Genomic DNA, 21046 nt, shown 5'->3' on the forward strand with positions numbered 1-21046 from the left:
ATGGAACAAACATGGCGTTGGTATGGCCCTAATGACCCTGTATCACTAGATGATATTAAACAGGCGGGAGCAACTGGTATTGTAAATGCTCTGCACCATATTCCAAATGGTGAAATTTGGACAAAAGAAGAAATACTAAAGCGTAAAGAAATAATTGAAGCAAAAGGCTTTGTTTGGTCGGTTGTAGAAAGTGTGCCAGTACATGAAGAAATTAAGACTCGCTCTGGTAATTATCAACAGTGGATTGATAACTACAAGCAATCGCTAATCAATCTTGCTGAGTGCGGTATTGATACGGTGTGTTATAACTTCATGCCGGTATTAGATTGGACGCGTACAGATTTGGAATATGAATTAGCTGATGGCTCAAAAGCACTGCGTTTCGACCAAATCGAGTTTGCAGCGTTTGAACTATTTATTCTCAAACGTCCAGGCGCGAAAGCTGAATATACCGAACAGGAGCAAGCGGATGCCAAGGCGTGTTTTGATGCTATGTCTCAAGCTCAGATCGATAAGCTAACGTCTAACATCATTGCTGGACTGCCTGGTGCCGAAGAAGGGTACACACTTGAAGAGTTTCAAGCGCGCTTAGATACCTATAAAGGCATCGATAAAGAGAAGCTGCGCGAACACATGGTGCTGTTCTTACAAGAGCTGATTCCAGTTTGTGAGCAGTATGGACTCAAGTTGGCGGTTCACCCTGATGATCCACCGCGTCCGATTCTTGGCCTACCACGCATTGTGTCGACGATTGAAGATATTGAAGCGTTAACAACGGCGGTGCCGAGTAAAATGAACGGTATCACGATGTGCACAGGTTCGTATGGTGTTCGTGGTGACAATGACTTGGTGAAAATGATCGAATCATACGGAGAGCGAATTTACTTTACGCACTTACGCTCCACTCAGCGTGAAGATAATCCGATGAGTTTCCATGAGGCAGCTCATCTGGAGGGCGATGTCGATATGTACAATGTGATCAATGCGTTGTTGAAAGAAGAGAACCGTCGACTAAGCGCCGGCGAGAGTCGCATGATTCCAATGAGACCAGACCATGGTCATCAAATGATCGACGATCTGAAGAAACAAACCAACCCAGGTTATTCTTGTATCGGTCGTTTGAAAGGGTTGGCTGAGATCCGTGGTGTGGAACTCGCTTTGAAGCGCGCATTTTATATGTAATGGTTCCACCATTCGTATACTAAAAAAGAAGGAGGCGTTTGCCTCCTTTTTTGTTTTTGTTGTTAATGAATTAGACCTTGAACAATAGCGGTAACACCACTGAGTGAACATAATGCCAGTGCGCCAATACGGATCTTCTCTTTTGGTAGAGAATGAGTAGTCATTAAAGCCAACTTATAGCCTAACCATGCTGCTGGGATAAGCGGTACTGTGATATACAAATGATGTAGTGTTAGGAAACCTATCGGCGCTTGCACGACTAATGACATGATCGAACTGAATACAAAGAAAGCGGACAAATTGCCTCTTAATTGGTTCGCCTCTTGGTGCTGGAGTAACAAAGCCATCGGTGGCCCTCCAATGGCACTGCTGGTACCAAAAAAGCCGGAGAAGAAGCCAGCGACCCCCATTCTGGTAGGTGTTGGTTCTATTCTGAATGGTAGCAGGCTAACTACAACTGCGAATACTACTAATACCCCTAACCACAGAGATAGAACCTGTGTGGAAACGTACAGAAGCAGCGCAGCTCCTGCAATCGAGCCCGGTACACGGCCAATCATGGCCATTTTTAATCCGCCGATTGCAATATTAGAGCGATGTTTCGCAGCATTAAGTAAAGAGATAAATAATGCAACCAAGCAGATAGGAGCCGGTACATAGTCAGGAGATACTTGGAACAGCAGTGGTGCAGCAACGATCGCTAACCCAAATCCAATGGCAGTTTGTACAAACGAACCCAAAAAGATCAGCAACATCGCGATAAGTGCCGTGTGACTAAACCAGTCAGCGAGCATGGGACTTCCTTTATAAAGAACAACAATACAACAGCGGTGCTGCTATTGTATACAATTGTCATCGCGCAGACACGCTAAAAGTAACAAAATATTTAAAATAGATGATGTTAAGAATTATTATATGAAGTGATATAGATAATAAAAAAGGGAGCAGTAATGCTCCCTGAAATATTAAGCAACTAAAAGAAGTTAAAAATGAATGCCGCTAATATTCCCTCATTCCTTGCGAAGTATTATTATGTCCTATTCAGAGCTTTCTAACCCAGTGCAGAGCAGTAATTCTGTCGCTAAAGCACCAGTACTGAAAGTAATACCAGCTACAAGTAGTACAATGGCATATTTGCTTGCTATGATGCAGAGGCCAATGGTATTAATTATCTTCTCCATATCGCTTCTCCTTTGAAACGTGAACAGTATTTATCTGCTATTTATTTTATGTCATTGGTAGAATATTAATTGCGACGTCAAGCTATATATTGAACTTTATCTTTGAACTAATTGTATAAAAAGCGAGTAGGTCATAAATTTACAACTGCTTACAATGACAAGTCTGGGAATGTAATTTGATATATTGAAATGTTTGTACGTGTTTTGAAACAAATATCTTATAATTAAATCATCAATCAACAAGGGATACGTTGTATGTTGAATATGGATTTCTCCCAAAGAGTTGTTATCGATACATTGACTATGGAATGGATCGCTTCTCCCGCAAATGGTGTTAACCGGAAGCCTTTAGAACGAGAAGCCGCTGAGTCAGGTCATGTTACTAGCATCGTTGAATACCTCCCAGGAACTCGGTTTAGTCAACACTCGCATCCACTGGGTGAAGAGATATTGGTATTAGAAGGTGTGTTTTCTGATGAAACGGGAGATTACCCAGCAGGCACATACCTTCGAAACCCTCCGGGTAGTTCACACGCGCCATTTAGTAAGCAAGGGTGTGTCATCTTGGTGAAACTCAATCAGTTTGATGAGAATGATCTCAAGTCTGTTAGAGTTGATACGACCCAAGCAGAATGGCTACCGGGGATAGGTCAAATGGAAATTCTGCCTCTGCACTCCTTCAATCAGGAGAATGTTGTGCTATTGCGTTGGAATGGTCCGGATAACTACCATCCACATGGTCATTTTGGTGGTGAAGAATTGTTCGTTATAGAAGGGACCTTGATAGACGAGCACGGAGAGTACCCCAAAGGAACATGGACGCGAAGCCCTCACGAAAGCCAACATACACCTTATGTAAAACAACCGACAACTATTTGGTTTAAGACCGGCCATTTACCAATCAAAAAATAAGGCGACAATAGATTGCCGCCTTACGCTTTTCAACAGCAAGTCTTATTAAGGCTGTTGACGTGTTGGTGCTAATACGATTTCACGAATACAGACGTTTTGAGGTTGTGAGTAAGCAAACTCAACCGCACGAGCCACATCATCTGCAGCTAACACGCCACCCATCACTTCTTTCCACTCATCGTAGCCGTCTTTAATTTCTTGAGAAGTAGTATGTGAAAGAAGCTCAGTTTCTACAGCGCCGGGTGCAATAGTAACAACACGTACGTCTGATTCTGCTACTTCTTCACGTACGTTTTCTGATATTGCGTGAACGGCAAATTTAGTACCACAATAAGCAGCGTGATTGCCGAACGTCTTGCGACCTGCAATGGAACTGATGTTGATAATAGTGCCAGAGTTACGAGCTTTCATTGGTGCTAGCACCGCTTGCATGCCGTTTAGTAGACCTAGTACATTAACGTCAAACATGGTTTTCCACTCTGCAGAGTCTTGCGTATCGATCTGGCCAAGTAGCATCATGCCGGCATTGTTGATAAGAGCATCGGCAGGACCAAACTGCGCTTCAGCTTTAGCGATTGCAGCTTCAAACGTAGCTTTGTCAGTGATGTCGACTTTTTCACACAGTGTGTTAGGAAGTTGCAGTGCTTCAAGTTTTTCTACACGACGAGCCAAAAGCAATAGTGGGTGACCAGCGTCACTTAAACGACGAGCAATCGCTTCACCAATACCAGAACTCGCACCTGTAATTACAATCAGCTTTTTCATTTGTTCACCCTCTAAGTGTTATTTGTGATTAGACTTCTTTTTCGAAGATGTGTGTATTGTAGTAGATGAATTATTGTTGATATATGGGGATTTAATTGAAACTGTGTTGTCATATAGCAACAATGAAAACTAACCTTCTGTTCCTATACTAAAAAAGATATGCACCTAAACACCTCGTTGGATCGTGTGTCAGAAAGGGTTAAAATTCCTGTCAGTTGTTAGGGGACGAACTGATGTATAAGTGGTTATTAGTTGTATTGGTTATAGTGGGGCTGCCATTTCGATCTTTTGGTCTGGAGATCTCTCCAGATGTCAAAATTGATAGAGTAGAGGTAAAGAAATCAGCAAGGCGAATGTACTTGATGGATGGCGATACTGTTATCCGTGAATATAGGATCGCGCTTGGTAAGAATCCGAGAGGACATAAAATCCAAGAGGGTGATAATCGAACGCCGGAAGGAAAGTACTATCTCGATTTTGTTATGGACGATTCCGCTTTTTATCGCTCTATGCACATTAGTTATCCTAACCTAAGAGACAAAAATCGTGCAAAGAGTTTGGGTGTCGCGCCTGGCGGCAACATTAAAATTCATGGGTTGAAGAACAACAATACTAAGCCACCTCAATTCGTACAAAGTTTTGATTGGACTAATGGTTGTATTGCCATTACTAACGATGAGATGGATGAGCTTGTTTCTTTAGTGAAAATAGGCACGCCTATTTATATTCGATGGTAATGAAGTTAGTCGGAATAGCGACAGCAAGCTTATGATTGCGGGGGTGGAGCATAAACATAATGGATCTTACCGTCGCTAAATTCTTGGTTACATGTAGTTGCAGGTTTGGGCCAGTCGAATCAACGTTTCTGATTTGAATTTGGATTTACTGCCGGCAAGTTGAGCCAAGTAGTAGTCTCGCAATGGACGTTTTGTATCTTGTTTTGCTTTAGGCTTAGTGTGTTTCATCATGTTTCTCCAGCCTGAGTTTGCTTCAGAATCTGAACTCATTGTCGGTTAAAATGCGGCAGTTAAAAACAGAGTTATTTTTGTCTCAAATGTTCCTTATAAGTAAAGCTTTGGCGATTAATCTATGAATGCGGGTTTAAATTGCTAAAATAAGGAACATTACTAAGACGAATTGGTACCTGTTTTTGGAAAGTATTAACCTTTACCGTTACTTTAAGCGCCTAGAGGCTTTTGAAGTCGGTCATCAGCATGCAGTGACACTTTCTGACGTCGCAGAGCGTTTCTTTTCTAGCCCAAGGCACACGCGTTCGATCCTAAAACACCTAAGCCAAGCGGAATGGATTACTTGGGTGCCCAGAGCGGGCCGAAACCAGCGCTCTACACTCATTCGATTATTGTCTGAAGGGGAGGTTAAACGTCGTATTGCTTCTCAATGGGTTAAAGAGGGTAAGTATGATCGGGCTCTGGAATTTTTAGATAATGATCAAGTGGCGTTTGGTCAACTGCTACAACAAACCTCAGGTGCAAAAATCACTGAAGGACGTGTCAATGTCCAACTGACCTATAACCGGCCATTAACTCGATTAGTTCCTCATATTCCACATCGAAATAGCGAACGATTCTTGAATCGCCAGCTCTATAGTTGTCTGGTTTCAATGGATAAAGCTGGCGAGCTCAAACCAGATGTGGCGCATCATTGGGAAGTGGACCCGTCGTTTCAAGCTTGGACGTTCTACATACGACCTTCCGTGTTTTTTGACAACGGTGACCAGATTGATGCTAAGACGATTAAAAGCTTATTGTTGCAACTTCAGCAACATCGCTACTATGCGAATGAACTCGACCATTTGGAATCCATAGACGTTAAGCCCCCCTATGTGATGACCATCAATCTTAGCCGTCCTGACAGAGGGTTTGCCGCGCTGCTCACCGATCTTAAGTATTCGATACAGCCGCCAGAGCAATTGGCACAAAATGATCGAAACATAGTCGGTAGTGGTGTCTTTTCACTTAATAACCATTCAGAACAAGTACTCTCCCTCGTTGCTAATGAACAGTATTTTGGGCTAAGAGCCTTAACCGATAACGTTACGATTTGGTCTTTGGATGGCAGTATAGAGAAAGTGACTGAACGTGATGCAGCATGTGCGCACCGTGTTTCACCCACCATTAAGCGTATCGAGCCCTCATCTAGGTCGACTATATCCCATCCCGCCATCGACTTTGATCAGAATGAATTGCTCAGTGCCACATCACGAGCAAGAATTGAAGATGGTTGCCTGTTTCTCCTCTTTAATCAGCATGGTAGAGCACTTACTTATCCTCAACGACGTTGGTTTAGTGAAACCTTATGCGGTGAAAATGTTTGGCACCAGTTAACGCTGGATCAGCGTACCTTCGGTGCGGAAATAGCGAGTAATTTCTTTCCTTTCTGGCACAACGTTAAGCGAATTCATACCGCTCAGCCCGTTGACCTACCTGAAACTATTCAGATAGCTTTCTATGCTCATCCCGGTGTTTTACGAAGCGCTGATGCCGCGAAGAAAATTCTTGAGCGACAAGGGGTGAAAGTACAACTCAATTTGTACAAGTTTCATGAGTTTATTGAAAAAGCTATGGCAGAAGGGTTTGAAGAAGAGCTTATTATGAGCAGCTTAAACTTAGATGATAATAGGCAGGTATCGGCTTTATTGTTTTTCCTTAGTGACCCCGTACTTCATTCTGCAATTGGTAAACAAGCCAGTGATTGCCTTATTTCGGAGATTGACAAGATTAGGGCGAGTTCAAAGCCAAGTGATTATTTAAAACAGTTAGAACAGCTAGGTTCGCTTTTGATACATGAAGGGTTAGCCAGCCCAATGTTTCATCATCGTCAAACATTGAGCTTTCATGGCATCTTGAAAGGTGTGGAAATCACGACTTGGGGCTGGCCTCAATTACGTGATGTTTGGTCTGTAGATTGAACCTCGTGCGCTGCTAAGCGTTCGGTTAGCACCTTTTGATTGGCTGTGGTCGTTTCTAACGATTCTGCCGTTTGATGGATCGCACTGGCCATTTTGGACACGTTTCGTGTGGCGTGAATAATGGTGCCTTGCATTGGACGAAGAATTAACCAGTACGCTGCAATCAAAGCTAGAACAATGGCGAAGACAAGTAGAGCAAGCAATAACAACACATTAAATCGAACGTCGTAGGCAAATTTTTTGGTGCTATTGGCGATGGAGTTTTGTGATTGTTCTAAAGCGCCCGGTAAGGCAATAAGTGATTGTTTGGACATCTCAGTGAGTTCGTTGATGTTATCCATGGTATCAACGAGCACTTGTCGTTGTTCCTCATTCAAGCTTTCATTTTTTGACAGTAAAGTTAACGACGTCGCCAAATTATCGATGGCAACTGCAGAGCGTTCAATGGACTGTTCGATTCCCTTGAGATCTAGCATCATTTTAATATTGACTAATGGCTCGTCTATCTCGCTCGGCTCTGTAGTTTCTGAGGTCGCGGCAAAGACGCTTTGCAATGGTAATAGAAGGGTCAGGGCGATAGTTAATAACGTTTTCATGGGTATCCCAAGCAGAATAAGTGACTATTTTAATGCTACTAACTTAGTTCAACTTTAAGGTAGATACCAATTAACGTTTTGTATCCTATCTGTATTTTCTATTTACGTTGCAACTTAAACCAAGACACTAAACCTATTCCGCCCAATATAAGAAAGGTTGATAGGAGCGACATGGCAGACACGGTTTCACCGATAAATAGCCAACCAAGAGCCATAGCAATAACAGGGACTGTTAGCTGCAGTAATGACGCATCAAGCACATCGATCTTCGGAAGCAGTGAATACCATAAAAAGTAACCCACAGCAGAGGCGAGCGAACCCGATAACACGGCGTAAAGAGCACCGGATGCATTGAATAGAATCGACTCTGAGCTAACAAATAGGCTCAAAATAAAATAGAGAATCATGAATCCACTGGCCACGAGAAAACCTTGTTTAGTGGCTAAGATAGGAGATGGGACGCTTTTCCCTAATATTGTGAAGATACTCCAGCAAACCCCAGATAAGACCATCAGCACAGTGCCGACAACAGAAGGTTGAGATGCGGACGGTAATAGTAATGAAGCAAAACCGGTTAACGCGATGGCAATAGCCACCATCTCTAACTTGGATATTTCATGGCCACTGATTCGGTGATAAGCGATCAGCGCCAATTGTACGGTGCCAAACAAGATTAAGGCGCCAGTCCCAGTATCAAGCGTGATGTAAGCAAAAGAAAATAGCAATGCATAGCCAAAAAGTGACAAGCCTAGGGAGAATGATTGACATTGACTGAGCTTAAGTGAGCTTTGGTTTTGTCGTTGGTCGTCCAATAGATAGCTAAGGGCAACCAAGGTGACGGCTCCACTGACTAAGCGAATTAAAGTAAACCCTACTGGATCGATGACCTCGGTTCCCAAAGCGAATCGACAGAATAGAGAGTTAAGCGCAAATGCCGTCATGGCGGTGAGCGCCAAAGAGAAGTTTTTGTTCATCGGGCTTCAATCAGTTACAACCGAGTCATTATCCTAACGGTCAGACTCCTTTCACGGAATAACCAATAACTTATATATTATGTTTTTCACTTCCATCTAATAAGAGTTACTCTGCATAATTGTATAACTATCACTTTTTATCATGATTAACTAAACTAAATATCACTTTTATAGAGCTTTAAAGCGGCATACAGTGAAAAGGCATTTAATAGAAGTAGAGAACATTATGAAAGTCGAAATAGTAAATGCGATGCCAAAGTACGATGAGGCGTTGTGTGCTGTGATTCAGTCCGTGGGAGCCGAGTTTGGCGCAGTGGGCGAAGGGTTTGGTCCTTCGGATCCAGAAGTGTTAGCAATGAGCGAAAACTACAGTGAAGCAAATCGCAGTTTGTATCTTGTTGCGTTAGTGGATGGCAAGGTAGTTGGAGGTTGCGGATTAGCACCATTTGGTGATCATCAAGACGTATGCGAGCTAAAGAAACTTTTCTTACTACCTGAAACTCGCGGGCTTGGATTAGGTAAGGAGTTAGTGCAGCAATGTTTAGCGTTCGCGACTGAACAAGGCTACGCATCTTGCTACTTGGACACACTCACTTCCATGTCGGCAGCAGTGAGATTGTACGAGAACTTTGGTTTCACACATTTAAACGCACCCTATGAAGGTACGCTGCATAACGGTTGCGATGTTTGGATGCTTAAGTCTCTACCGTAAAAAAGGAAATCGCGTTACGGATGATAGGACACAACTACAAGTTATTGCGACCACTGCAAGCTCTACTTGAAACACGTAGCCTCACTGAAGCTGCAGAACGGTTGCGAATAACTCAGTCGGCGATGAGTAGAAATCTCACTCAACTAAGAGCGGAGTTTTCTGACCCTCTGTTAATTCGAGAGGGAAAAACATTCGTGCTCACGGCGCGTGGGGAGTCGCTTAAACGAGCGCTACCTCATGTTCTTAGCGCCATTGAAAGCTTATATTCAGACAGTTCGATTGAGCCCAGTGAAATAAAGCGCACCTATCGAATAGCGTATTCAAGTTTTAGTTCATTATCGCTGGTAAAAGACTTGAGTTTGGCGTTGATGAGTCAAGCGCCGAATGCCTCCTTCAGTATGGAATTGTGGCAACATCGGGATATTGATGAGTTGTCCACGGAGGATGTCGATATACTGATCACCCCAGCACACCGGATCCCGGACAACATCTATGGGAAGCGCATTGCTGACAACGACTATGTTGTTGTTAGGTCTAAAGAACACCACAAGTCTCAACAGACGCTTTGTCTTGAGCGATATCTTGAGTCTCGGCATGTCTTACTGCATTTGGTGGCGAATATTGATCTTGAGGTGAACGAGTTTTTTGCCAACTTATCGGTAAAAAGAAATGTAGCGTTAACGTTGTCGAGCGCTCGCGAAGCTCTGGACGTTGTACGAGAAAGTGATTTATTGGTAACGCTGCCTAAGTATCTTGTAGAAAGATTGCCAGACAAATCCGACTTTGACATTCACCCGCTGCCATTTTCATTGCCGTCACACTGTTACTATTTACTGTGGCATGCTAAATGGCAAAATGATGTGGCTCACCGTTGGTTACGCGACACAGTGTTTTCGCTGTTGTAGACGCTGCCTGTCTTCTGTGATTTGGTTATCCTTTTGCTTGCTCACATAGTAGATGCAACCATTGTTGGTGATGAGCCGCCACTTGTTTGGTCACGAATCTACCGGTTAGCCAACGGAGTCCACCTCGCTGAGTTGATTCAGTGACAATGCGGCAACCGTTGTCGCAAGGACTTAATAGCCAAGCGTGGTACATATCAACGCCTCCACATTTCCCTTTCCAGGCAATACGCTCGTGAGGGATATATTCCACTACCGTACATTCAAAGCTCATGGTCTTGGTGATCCAGTTGAACATCGTTCCTTTGTGAAGCTCACGCGTGTCACCTTTTGTTATCTGAACCGCAGTTTTTCTATGGTGCCAATTAGGCCAACAAGGCGCTTGAACGATACAAGCCCATATCCGTTCACATTCTGAAGGTACGACAATCTCTTCCTTAACGTGTACGGATGAGTTTTTAGGATGGTAATAGTCAGGCCAATGAATCTCTGTTAACTCGCTCATGCCTATCTGTTTTCCCGTGTTAATGAGCCTTTGTTAACTATAGTCACGATATACAGGCCGTCATAGAAATTGGCTAACGTTGAACGGAGTCTTCATAAAGATTCTGTTATCAGAACGTAATGAAAAACTGCTTTTGTATGATTATATGCCCAATTTTCGAGTGGTAGATCTCATTATCTAGCATTGATCACAAAATCTCACCGGAGATTGATTGCTTAACCCAAACAGAGCATATATGATTAACTCAAATAGTCATACAATAGTATTTTAGGAGTCACACATGACAAAACCAGTCATTGGTTTCATCGGCCTAGGCCTTATGGGCGGTAACATGGTTGAGAACCTTCAAAACCGTGGTTACGAGCTAAACGTAATGGACCTAAACAAAGACGCTGTTGCAGCTTGTGTAGCTCGTGGCGCTAAAGAAGCAACAACGGCAAAAGAGCTGGCTGAAAACAGCGACATTGTAATGCTGTGTCTAACCACTTCTGTAGTAGTAGAGAAAGTCGTTTATGGTGACGAAGGCATCCTAGCTGGTATTAAAGAAGGTTCAACACTTATCGACTTTGGTACCTCTATCCCTGCTTCCACTCGCAAGATTGGCGAAGAGCTTGCAGCTCGCGGCGCTGGTATGATCGATGCGCCACTGGGTCGTACTCCTGCTCACGCGAAAGATGGTTTACTAAACATCATGGCTGCCGGTGATATTGACACATTTAATAAGGTAAAGCCTGTTCTTGATGAACAAGGCGAAAACGTATTCCACCTTGGTGCGTTAGGCTCCGGTCACGTGACTAAACTAGTGAATAACTTTATGGGTATGACCACTGTAGCAACGATGTCGCAGGCGTTCGCTGTTGCGAAACTAGCCGGTGTTGATGGCCAACAGCTATTCGACATTATGTCAGCAGGCCCATCTAATTCTCCATTTATGCAGTTCTGTAAGCTCTACGCCGTAGATGGCGAAGAGAAATTGGGTTTCTCCATTGCTAATGCAAACAAAGATCTAGGCTACTTCCTAGAAATGGTATCTGACCTAGGTACTGAGTCTTTGATTGCTGAAGGGACTTCTAAGAGTCTACAAGCAGCGGTTGACGCAGGTCTAGCTCAAAACGACGTGCCAGTAATCTTCGACTACTTTACTCAACTTAAGAAGTAACGGTTTGCGACTAAGTTAATTGAGCCCCGCTATCAAGCGGGGCTTTGTCATTCTTACTTGGGAAATAATACAGACTCCACCTCTAGCAATTGTTTCAGTTTGGTCAATTTAACGACATATAATGTTCGTGTATTTTGCATCTCGATGTCATTTTGGCAGGCAACACTGAATGAACATAATCAGCTACAAGGAAAGTCATGTATGCCAGTGTTGTTATCTCGCAGTGTAAAAGCGCTGCCATTTACCCGCAAAGATAAGCTTCAACCATTCACCAATACCGAACTCATCTACAATCCCTCTTTCAAAGATACGCTAGCGACACTGCGTTCATATTTAAATGTGGATAAGCTAATCTACTCTCAGGTTCCTAGCATTCCGGTTGAAACGATTAGACGTGACAGTATTGAGTCAGATACAGGCGATTGTGTATTTCGCTTAGGGCACTCTGCGGTGTTAATGAAAATAGACGGTAAAGTGTTGCTCACTGATCCTGTATTCAGCGACAGAGCATCGCCTTTGTCTTGGGTTGGTCCCAAGCGTTTTCACCCCTTACCTATCTCTTTAGAAGATCTTCCTCGCATCGATATCTGTTTAATCAGTCATGATCATTATGATCACCTTGATAAACAAACCATTAAACAACTTCATGAACGAGTTGATCAATTTCTTGTACCGAAGCGTGTCGGACACTATTTACTTGGCTGGGGGGTGGCGCGAAATAAAATCCAAGAATTGGATTGGTGGCAGTCGGAGAGAATTGGGACATTGACGTTTGTTTTCACTCCAACTCAACATTTCTCTGGTCGTTCCTACAAAGAGCGTGATTTGTCGTTGTGGGGAAGCTGGGTGATACAGGGTAGTGAATCAAATATTTACTTTAGTGGTGACTCTGGTTATTTCAGTGGTTTTCGCGATATTGGTGAACGTTATGGTCCCTTTGATTTAACGTTGATGGAAACGGGGGCTTATGATGATAGGTGGGCCGGTATTCACATGCTTCCAGAGCAAAGTGTTCAAGCGCATATCGATGTAAAAGGGAGTGTCATGTTGCCCATTCATAACAGCACGTTCGACCTCTCTTTCCATGCTTGGAATGAGCCGTTAAAACGCCTAGTTCGAGAAGCTAGTGAACGCAATGTAAATGTCGTATGTCCGAAAATTGGAGAAAAGGTACTCATACGAGAGTTGAGTGCAACTGAGAATCAACAGGTTTGGTGGGATTAACCAATGGTATCTAGGTTGACACCATTGGTTTGCGTAATCACCGACGTTGTTTAAGAACTCGTTTGGCTACGAATGAGGTCGGTGACCTGTTCCAATGACTCGAATAAATAGTCAGCTATTTCAGCGATGTCTTTTTGGGGTGGTATGATGTCTGGAATCATCGCTGCCTGGCATCCAGCATCTTTTCCTGCGCGCATGCCATTATTCGAATCTTCCAGTACCAAGCATTCACTTGGAATCAGGTTAAGGCGTTGGCATGCCATGATGTAGCAATCTGGCCTAGGTTTACCATTTTGTACATCTTCTGCGGTAATTATGGTATCGAATTGCTCAAGGTAGTCTGAGTTTTGAAAGTTATGTTTTACTTCAGGCAAATGGGAGGAGGTGACGAGTGCAGTGATAAGATTGAGTTCCTTAGCTGTTTTGAAAAGCTGGTGGAACCCATGTTTGTATTCTATTCCTTGTTCTCTTGTTTCATGAAAATGTTGGTCGCGAATGACCTTGTATGCGGCTAAGTCAAATCCTTCACCAAAGTGCTCACACAACATTCGTTCACAGTCAGGGTCTTGCACGCCAATAAAACCTTGATAGTAGTCGTCGGTTAATTCATACCCCATCTGGGTAGCCGCGTATTGCCAACTCTTTTTGTAGACCGTTTCCGTATCGAATATCAATCCGTCCATATCAAATAAAAGTGCGGAGATCATTTAGGTAATCCTCTTAGGTTTCACGTTTTGTTTTTATAGCGCTACTTTGTCAGAGATTAAATGAAAGTCAAAAAACACATCTGTAATAAAATTACATTATGGCGATTTTCGACTATTTGTTGAGCTATATTGGTCGGCTTTAAGTAGGGTTAGATGAGCATTCTGAGTGGTAATTTAATCAAAGTGTGACTTGAGTCTCTAATTATTTTATGTGTCACGGGTTAATAAATGTGATGTTGATCAACAATAAATGAGATTTATTATCAATAAAGCTGCTGTGTAATTTATCAACGCTGCAATTACGTGATCTAAATCACTTGTTATTGTTGTTTGTGGTTTTTGTGTAGTGATTTGGATCACAAAAATGCCGTCATGCTGACTTTTGGAAATCTTGTGTTACTTTTTAATGGACTTTTGAATAACAACTTTTGGTCCAGGGACTACTTTTTCTGATAACGAGGATGACCTTATGCTATCTCCTGAAGCGAAAATCAAAGTACAGAACTTTGGTCGTTTCCTCTCCAACATGGTGATGCCAAACATTGGCGCATTCATCGCTTGGGGTTTGATTACGGCACTATTTATTCCAACCGGATGGATTCCAAACGAAACTTTGGGTTCGATGGTCGGTCCGATGATTACTTACCTTTTACCGCTATTGATTGGTTATACCGGCGGTAAAATGGTTGCTGGCGACCGAGGTGCGGTTGTTGGTGCTATCACAACAATGGGTGTGATTGTTGGTACAGATATCCCAATGTTTATGGGTGCAATGATTGTAGGTCCACTTGGCGGTCTAGCGATTAAGAAATTTGACCAAGCAGTTGAAGGTAAAGTTAAGAGTGGCTTTGAGATGTTGGTTAACAACTTCTCGGCTGGTATCGTTGGTATGCTTTGTGCCATCCTTGCTTTCCTAGTTATTGGCCCAGCAGTTAAGGTACTCTCTACTGCACTTGCTGCGGGTGTAGGCGTAATGGTTAACGCAGGTCTTCTGCCTCTAACCTCTATCTTTGTTGAACCTGCGAAGATCCTGTTCCTAAACAACGCGATCAACCACGGTATCTTCTCGCCACTTGGTATCCAACAAGCCGAAGAAATGGGTCAATCAATCTTCTTCCTGATTGAAGCGAACCCAGGTCCAGGTCTAGGTCTACTACTTGCTTACATGTTCTTTGGACGCGGTAATGCTAAAGAGTCAGCACCAGGTGCGGCGATCATCCACTTCTTTGGTGGTATCCACGAAATCTATTTCCCATACGTGCTAATGAACCCACGTCTGATCATCGCAGTGATTGCTGGTGGTATGACGGGTGTGTTCACACTAACGATGTTCGACGCAGGCCTAGTATCTCCAGCGTCTCCAGGTTCAATCTTTGCTGTACTTCTGATGACTCCTAAGTCTTCATTTGTTGGCGTGATTCTATCTGTAATTGCCTCAGCAACAGTGACATTCTTCATCGCATCGCTACTTATGAAAACATCTAAACAAGATGACGAAGAAGAATCTCTAGAAAAAGCTGCAAGCCAAATGGCAAGCATGAAAGCGTCTTCAAAAGGTCAAACTGGTGCAGCTCTAGACTTAGCAAAAGTTCGCAAAATCATCGTAGCGTGTGACGCGGGTATGGGTTCAAGTGCGATGGGCGCAAGCATGCTTCGTAAGAAGGTAGATGCTGCTAACTTAGACATTTCGGTAACTAACTTAGCGATCAACAGCCTACCGGATGACGCTGATATCGTCATTACTCATAAAGATCTGACTGACCGTGCACGTAAACATGCCGCAAACTCACATCACATTTCTCTAAGCAACTTCCTAGATGGTGCTTTGTATGATGGTCTGGTTTCTGACCTTGTGAATGCACAACAAGCGGGTGCTGAGCCAAAAAAGCCTGAAGCACCAGCAGACACTAGCTCAAGCGAAGAAGGAACGCTTAAGCTTTCGAATGAAAATATCTTCTTAGGTATGGAAGCAAAAACCAAAGAAGAAGTTATCAAGTTTGCTGGTGAGCAACTCGTAAAACTTGGTTATGTAGAACCGCAGTATGTTGAAGGCATGTTGGCTCGCGAAGAGTTGGTTTCTACGTACCTTGGTGAGTCGATTGCAGTACCTCACGGCACTATTGAAGCAAAACAGTTCGTCAACAAAACCGGTATCGTGTTCTGCCAATTCCCTGAAGGTGTTCAATGGGGTGAGGACGAAGATGATGTTGCGAAGATGGTCATTGGTATCGCAGCGCAAGGTGATGAACATATTCAAGTTATCACAGCGATTACGAATTCACTTGATGACGACGAAGCTGTTGAATGTTTGAAGTCTACCACTGACGTTGAGGATGTACTTCGCATCCTAAGTGGTAAGTAGCATAAATGGTGATGATCACCATGGCTTTAAGTCATAGCTCCTAAGTGAAACGAGACCAACGCTCCCCCTGTTGGTCTCATTTTTGATTTTGTTTTTTTCTTTTTTTAATGAGTTATTTAGGAAGACGTCTTATGAAAGCACTACATTTTGGCGCAGGTAATATCGGTCGTGGCTTTATTGGTAAACTATTGGCAGATGCGGGTATTCACGTAACATTTGCCGATGTAAACGAAACAGTGGTTAATGCCCTAATCGAACGTCAATCCTACCCAGTAAAAATCGTTGGCGAAGATTGTATTGTAGAGCAAGTTAACAATGTGACTGCCGTAAACTCAACGAGCACAGACATCATTGAGCTCATCGCGACTGTTGATATGGTAACAACCGCTGTTGGCCCTACGGTTTTAAAAATTATCTCTAAATCTGTTGCTCAAGGTATCGAAAAACGTCTAGAAAGTGGCAATACTGCACCTCTTAATATTATCGCATGTGAGAACATGGTTCGTGGCACTAGCCAGCTCAAAGAGATGGTGTTTGAGCATCTATCAGCAGATGCCAAAGCGTTTGCGCAAGAGCACATTGGCTTTGTAGATTCTGCGGTAGACCGTATCGTTCCTCCTGCTGAGGAAGGCGAAACCGATCCTCTGGCAGTAACTGTAGAAACGTTCAGCGAATGGATTGTTGATGAAACTCAGTTTGTTGGCGACATCCCTGCTATTAAAGGCATGGAATGCACGGACAACCTAATGGCGTTCGTAGAGCGTAAACTGTTTACATTGAATACTGGCCATCTAATTACGGCTTACTTGGGTGTGCTTGCAGGCCATGAGACAATTAAAGATTCTATTGAAGACCCTGCGATCTTTGCAGATGTTCAAGCAGCTATGCAGGAAAGTGGTGAAGTATTAATTCGTCGTTACGGCTTTGATGCAGAAGCGCACGCGGCGTACATTCAAAAAATACTTAACCGTTTTGCCAACCCATACCTACGTGATGAAGTAGATCGTGTTGGTCGTCAACCAATTCGTAAGCTAAGCCCACAAGATCGTTTGATCAAACCACTAAACGGTACGATTGAATACGGTTTACCTAACTCTCACTTAATCAAAGGTATTGCGGCAGCATTTCTTTATAAGAATGACGATGATCCACAAGCAGTAGAGCTTCAAGCTATGTTTGCTGAACAAGGCTTTGCTAAAACACTCGCTCATTATTCAGAGCTGAATGTTGATTCAGAAGTTGTTACACTAGCGCACGAAGCGTATCTAGCGCTCAAATGATTCAAGCTGTTGGTGCCACGCAAGTGGCACCCTTTGTATTAAGAGATGTTATGCCACTGCACCCACCTAATGAAACTGAACTTTTAGAGGCGCTGTCTGAAGCGAAAGACGCGAGTGAGTGCCTTATGGCGGCTTATGATGCGATTGATGATACGTTAGATACGCTGATCAATAGTATTTTTCATAAAGACGACTATGCAGTGAAGTACGTGGTGGATCCTCTTCTGACCAACGATGGTCCGCTAGGGGATATTCTCGTTCGGGCTAAGCTACTTTTAGGTCTAGGTGTTATCTCCAAGGAAGTATTCGATGATATCGATATCTTCGTAACACTGCGTGAATGGACCAAGCATCAAGAAAATGATGTGAGCTTTACCGAAAGAGACGTGTTGTTTGAGTTGAACAAAATCAGTGCTATCCAAAAAATGATGCCGATCGAATACGATGAAAGCATGACAGGTGGCCTAGATGCGGTGATGCTGGAAATGTTTTTAGAACGCCACTATCAACGCGTTAAATCCACCATTATTCTGGCGATTACCGAGTTGGTTGAAACACTGTGTCGAGATAACCCACTGGTTTAAATAGTGACGAACTTCGGCACTATCCTGTGCCGAAGTTATATTTTTATTTCTATCTCTCCTTCTTTTCTTCTTAGTTTATTCTCAATTTTCCCTCGGCTTTTTTTCAAAATACTACCCATTCTTCGTGATATTATCTTTCGAAACGAAAGTTTTGTGTGTGTTTTTTCATCAGGTGAACCTTGTCTTAGATTTAATACAGCGGATTTCTTGCGTGATAACTTACGTTGTGAAATAATTTTGCTATCAGTTAAGTTTTGAATCGAAATTAAAATGCGAAAGCGAAATACTCAAGTCAGACGTCATTCCATTGCTCAACTTGTTAAAGAGCGTGGAGAGGTGAGCGTAGAAGAGCTATCCGCTCTATTCGACACCTCTGAAGTGACGATTCGTAAAGATCTTACTTCTTTAGAAAAGAACGGCCAGTTACTAAGACGCTATGGTGGTGCTGTAGCACTACCTCAAGAAGCCGTAGATGAGGTGCTGAATGAGTCGAGTTTGACGTCCGCCTCGAAAGAGAGCATCGCAGAGGCAGCAGTTGGTCTAATCAATGATCATTATCGAATTGTTATCGATTGTGGTAGCACAACAGGCGCTTTGGTCTCAAGGCTTGGCAGTAAGAAAGGACTAGTGGTAATGACAAACTCGTTGTCACTCGCGAATGCAATCAATGACTTGGAAAATGAACCAACGCTATTAATGACAGGCGGTACTTGGGATAGTCATTCAGAATCATTTCAAGGGCAGGTTGCTGAGTCGGTACTTCGTTCTTACGACTTTGACCAGTTATTTATCGGTGCCGATGGTGTCGATTTAGCGCGCGGCACCACCACATTTAATGAACTAATCGGTCTTAGTAATGTTATGGCAGAAGTCGCACGCGAAGTCGTGGTAATGATTGAATCCGAGAAAATAGGCCGAAAAATTCCTAATCTAGAATTAGCGTGGGATGCCATTGATGTCGTCGTTACAGACAAAGGTTTAACTAACGAGCAGAAAGCTCAAATTGAATCGAACGGCGTAAAGGTGATTTGCGCTTAACAAAATTACTCCCTCCATCATTGATTTGCTTGCACTCAGAGAGGGAGACAGAAATAAGAAACGGAGAATTGATATGTGTGGAATCGTAGGTGCGGTAGCACAACGAGACGTAGCGGAAATTTTGGTAGAGGGTTTACGCCGTCTGGAGTACCGTGGATATGATTCAGCGGGTGTAGCCGTTGTTGATGCAGATTCAGAACTGAAACGCGTTCGTCGTTTAGGTAAAGTTCAAGAGCTCGCGGATGCGGTTGACTCTCAGGATGTGACTGGTGGTACAGGTATTGCTCATACTCGCTGGGCAACACACGGCGAGCCTTCAGAGGCGAACGCTCATCCACACGTATCTGGTGATATTGCTGTGGTTCACAATGGCATCATTGAGAACCATGAAGAGCTACGTGCAACGCTTCAAGAGCGTGGCTATGTATTCCAATCTCAAACCGATACGGAAGTTATCGCACACTTAGTTGAATGGGAACTGCGTACTTCTGCAACCCTAGTGGAAGCACTGCGAAAAACGGCGGCTCAACTTGACGGTGCTTACGGTACGGTTGTGGTTGACCGTAAAGACCCAAGCCGCATTGTGGCAGCTCGCTCTGGTAGTCCAATCGTTATTGGTTTTGGTGTTGGTGAGAATTTCTTGGCTTCAGACCAATTGGCTCTATTGAGTGTGACACGCCGTTTTATGTATCTTGAAGAAGGCGATGTGGCAGAAATTACTCGTCGCGAGGTTACTGTTATCGATGTAGACGGCAACCCAGTTGAGCGTGAAATCACTGAGTCTAATGCGGAACATGATGCTGGCGACAAAGGTCAATACCGTCACTTTATGCAAAAAGAGATCTTCGAGCAGCCTCGTGCGTTGATCAACACTATGGAAGGTCGTATTACCGACAAAGCGGTAGTCACTGAAGCAATTGGTGTTAACGCGGTAGATATTCTTAAGAAGGTCGACCACGTTCAAATCATCGCTTGTGGTACGTCTTATAACTCAGGTATGGCAGCTCGCTATTGGTTTGAGTCGATCGCAGGCGTAAGCTGTGATGTCGAAATCGCTTCTGAGTTCCGCTACCGTGATTTTGTGGTTCGTCCAAACAGCTTGTTAGTGACATTGTCTCAGTCTGGTGAGACGGCTGATACTTTGGCTGCTCTTCGTTTAGCGAAAGAAAAAGGCTACATGTCGGCAATGACTATCTGTAATGTTGCTGGTTCATCGTTGGTTCGTGAGTCTGACTTTGCCTTTATGACTCGTGCAGGGACTGAGATTGGTGTGGCATCGACGAAAGCCTTTACGACTCAACTAGCAGCAATGTTAATGATGGTAGTGTCTATCGCTCGTTTGCAAGGTCGTATGACTGAAGAACGCGAAGCTGAAATCGTAAAATCTCTACATGAACTTCCTGCAAACATTGAAAAAGCGTTAGCGTTCGACAAAGAAATCGAGGCATTAGCAACTGACTTTGCAGATAAGCATCACACACTATTCCTTGGCCGTGGTGAGTACTACCCAATTGCTATGGAAGCGTCGCTGAAACTCAAAGAGATCTCATACATTCACGCAGAAGCTTATGCAGCAGGTGAACTGAAACACGGTCCTCTAGCACTTATTGATGCAGACATGCCAGTGGTAGTTGTTGCGCCAACTAACGACCTTTTAGAAAAGCTGAAATCGAACATTGAAGAAGTACGTGCGCGTGGCGGTTTACTGTATGTATTTGCTGATGAGAAAGCAGGCTTTGAAGGTGATGAGAACATGAAGATCATCCAAATGCCACACGTCGATGACATCATCGCACCAATCTACTACACCGTACCAATGCAGCTACTGTCTTACCATGTTGCATTAATCAAAGGTACTGATGTGGACCAGCCACGTAACTTAGCGAAAGCGGTAACGGTTGAGTAAGAGCAATTAAAAGATCGACAAAGAGCTGTCGGTGGACAATAAAGATCGAAACTCGACAATAATGATTAGAACTACGACAATAAAGTGCGAAACTTTTCGATGCTTTTTGTCGTAGTTTGCCTTCTTCC

21 protein-coding genes are annotated in these 21046 nt (G+C 43.5%); 13 read left to right on the top strand and 8 right to left on the bottom strand.

What is annotated here, in order from left to right; translation table 11 throughout:
• A complete protein-coding gene (uxuA, locus tag MMA19_RS11600) occupies window positions 1-1182 on the top strand; it encodes a mannonate dehydratase (RefSeq protein WP_240206271.1) in 1182 nt (393 codons plus the stop codon).
• Between the two features lie 62 nt (window positions 1183-1244).
• Here uxuA and MMA19_RS11605 read toward each other — a convergent pair whose 3' ends face one another.
• Window positions 1245-1976: a sulfite exporter TauE/SafE family protein gene (locus MMA19_RS11605; protein WP_006070327.1), complete on the bottom strand. Its 732-nt coding sequence runs from the start codon at window positions 1974-1976 to the stop codon at window positions 1245-1247.
• 243 nt (window positions 1977-2219) lie between these two features.
• Window positions 2220-2363, bottom strand: coding sequence for a hypothetical protein (locus MMA19_RS11610; protein WP_006070328.1), 144 nt, complete (start codon window positions 2361-2363; stop codon window positions 2220-2222).
• Window positions 2364-2618: 255 nt separating this feature from the next.
• On the opposite strand from MMA19_RS11610, the gene MMA19_RS11615 reads away from it, so the two are divergent.
• Entirely contained in the window at window positions 2619-3275 is a 657-nt protein-coding gene (locus MMA19_RS11615) for a cupin domain-containing protein (RefSeq protein WP_006070329.1), read from the top strand.
• A 45-nt stretch (window positions 3276-3320) separates the two neighbouring features.
• On the opposite strand, the gene MMA19_RS11620 is transcribed toward MMA19_RS11615, so the two are convergent.
• Entirely contained in the window at window positions 3321-4040 is a 720-nt protein-coding gene (locus MMA19_RS11620; protein ID WP_062456181.1) for an SDR family oxidoreductase, read from the bottom strand.
• Between the two features lie 233 nt (window positions 4041-4273).
• On the opposite strand from MMA19_RS11620, the gene MMA19_RS11625 reads away from it, so the two are divergent.
• Window positions 4274-4777: a L,D-transpeptidase family protein gene (locus MMA19_RS11625; protein WP_006070331.1), complete on the top strand. Its 504-nt coding sequence runs from the start codon at window positions 4274-4276 to the stop codon at window positions 4775-4777.
• An 87-nt stretch (window positions 4778-4864) separates the two neighbouring features.
• Here MMA19_RS11625 and MMA19_RS11630 read toward each other — a convergent pair whose 3' ends face one another.
• The gene (locus MMA19_RS11630; protein ID WP_240206272.1) at window positions 4865-5008 is read right to left on the bottom strand and encodes a hypothetical protein; all 144 of its coding nucleotides are present in this window, start codon (window positions 5006-5008) and stop codon (window positions 4865-4867) included.
• A 182-nt stretch (window positions 5009-5190) separates the two neighbouring features.
• Here MMA19_RS11630 and MMA19_RS11635 point away from each other — a divergent pair, with 182 nt between their 5' ends.
• Window positions 5191-6969: an SgrR family transcriptional regulator gene (locus MMA19_RS11635; RefSeq protein ID WP_240206273.1), complete on the top strand. Its 1779-nt coding sequence runs from the start codon at window positions 5191-5193 to the stop codon at window positions 6967-6969.
• On the opposite strand, the gene MMA19_RS11640 is transcribed toward MMA19_RS11635, so the two are convergent.
• The gene (locus MMA19_RS11640; RefSeq protein WP_240206274.1) at window positions 6939-7565 is read right to left on the bottom strand and encodes a hypothetical protein; all 627 of its coding nucleotides are present in this window, start codon (window positions 7563-7565) and stop codon (window positions 6939-6941) included. The two genes, MMA19_RS11635 and MMA19_RS11640, sit on opposite strands and share 31 nt — an antisense overlap.
• A gap of 98 nt (window positions 7566-7663) precedes the next feature.
• On the bottom strand, window positions 7664-8539 hold the full coding sequence (locus MMA19_RS11645) for a DMT family transporter (protein WP_240206275.1): 876 nt from the start codon (window positions 8537-8539) through the stop codon (window positions 7664-7666).
• Between the two features lie 226 nt (window positions 8540-8765).
• On the opposite strand from MMA19_RS11645, the gene MMA19_RS11650 reads away from it, so the two are divergent.
• Window positions 8766-9251: a GNAT family N-acetyltransferase gene (locus MMA19_RS11650; protein ID WP_240206276.1), complete on the top strand. Its 486-nt coding sequence runs from the start codon at window positions 8766-8768 to the stop codon at window positions 9249-9251.
• A gap of 20 nt (window positions 9252-9271) precedes the next feature.
• Window positions 9272-10156 (top strand): LysR family transcriptional regulator, encoded by an 885-nt coding sequence (locus MMA19_RS11655; RefSeq protein ID WP_240206277.1) that lies wholly within the window; start codon window positions 9272-9274, stop codon window positions 10154-10156.
• A 25-nt stretch (window positions 10157-10181) separates the two neighbouring features.
• Here the strand turns inward: MMA19_RS11655 and MMA19_RS11660 are convergent, their stop codons facing one another.
• Window positions 10182-10658 carry an SRPBCC domain-containing protein gene (locus MMA19_RS11660; protein ID WP_031493465.1) on the bottom strand — a complete coding sequence of 159 codons (477 nt, stop codon included), beginning with the start codon at window positions 10656-10658 and terminating at the stop codon, window positions 10182-10184.
• Between the two features lie 280 nt (window positions 10659-10938).
• On the opposite strand from MMA19_RS11660, the gene MMA19_RS11665 reads away from it, so the two are divergent.
• Together MMA19_RS11665 and MMA19_RS11670 are read left to right on the top strand one after the other, a co-directional pair.
• Window positions 10939-11817, top strand: coding sequence for an NAD(P)-dependent oxidoreductase (locus tag MMA19_RS11665; protein ID WP_240206278.1), 879 nt, complete (start codon window positions 10939-10941; stop codon window positions 11815-11817).
• A gap of 201 nt (window positions 11818-12018) precedes the next feature.
• A complete protein-coding gene (locus MMA19_RS11670; protein WP_240206279.1) occupies window positions 12019-13041 on the top strand; it encodes an MBL fold metallo-hydrolase in 1023 nt (340 codons plus the stop codon).
• 50 nt (window positions 13042-13091) lie between these two features.
• Here MMA19_RS11670 and MMA19_RS11675 read toward each other — a convergent pair whose 3' ends face one another.
• On the bottom strand, window positions 13092-13748 hold the full coding sequence (locus MMA19_RS11675) for an HAD family phosphatase (protein ID WP_240206280.1): 657 nt from the start codon (window positions 13746-13748) through the stop codon (window positions 13092-13094).
• Window positions 13749-14217: 469 nt separating this feature from the next.
• On the opposite strand from MMA19_RS11675, the gene MMA19_RS11680 reads away from it, so the two are divergent.
• The 5 genes from MMA19_RS11680 to glmS all read left to right on the top strand — a co-directional run bounded on the left by MMA19_RS11680 (window position 14218) and on the right by glmS (window position 20918).
• Window positions 14218-16110, top strand: a complete 1893-nt coding sequence (locus tag MMA19_RS11680) for a PTS mannitol transporter subunit IICBA (protein ID WP_006070342.1) — start codon at window positions 14218-14220, stop codon at window positions 16108-16110.
• A 131-nt stretch (window positions 16111-16241) separates the two neighbouring features.
• The gene (locus tag MMA19_RS11685) at window positions 16242-17390 is read left to right on the top strand and encodes a mannitol-1-phosphate 5-dehydrogenase (protein ID WP_198559213.1); all 1149 of its coding nucleotides are present in this window, start codon (window positions 16242-16244) and stop codon (window positions 17388-17390) included.
• A 50-nt stretch (window positions 17391-17440) separates the two neighbouring features.
• Window positions 17441-17974, top strand: a complete 534-nt coding sequence (locus MMA19_RS11690) for an MltR family transcriptional regulator (protein WP_240206281.1) — start codon at window positions 17441-17443, stop codon at window positions 17972-17974.
• Window positions 17975-18244: 270 nt separating this feature from the next.
• A complete protein-coding gene (locus tag MMA19_RS11695; protein ID WP_006070345.1) occupies window positions 18245-19012 on the top strand; it encodes a DeoR family transcriptional regulator in 768 nt (255 codons plus the stop codon).
• 73 nt (window positions 19013-19085) lie between these two features.
• Window positions 19086-20918, top strand: a complete 1833-nt coding sequence (gene glmS, locus MMA19_RS11700; protein ID WP_240206282.1) for a glutamine--fructose-6-phosphate transaminase (isomerizing) — start codon at window positions 19086-19088, stop codon at window positions 20916-20918.
• Window positions 20919-21046: the final 128 nt, after the last annotated feature.

This window comes from Vibrio sp. CyArs1 (assembly GCF_022432925.1).
GTDB classification, from domain to species: domain Bacteria; phylum Pseudomonadota; class Gammaproteobacteria; order Enterobacterales; family Vibrionaceae; genus Vibrio; species Vibrio mediterranei.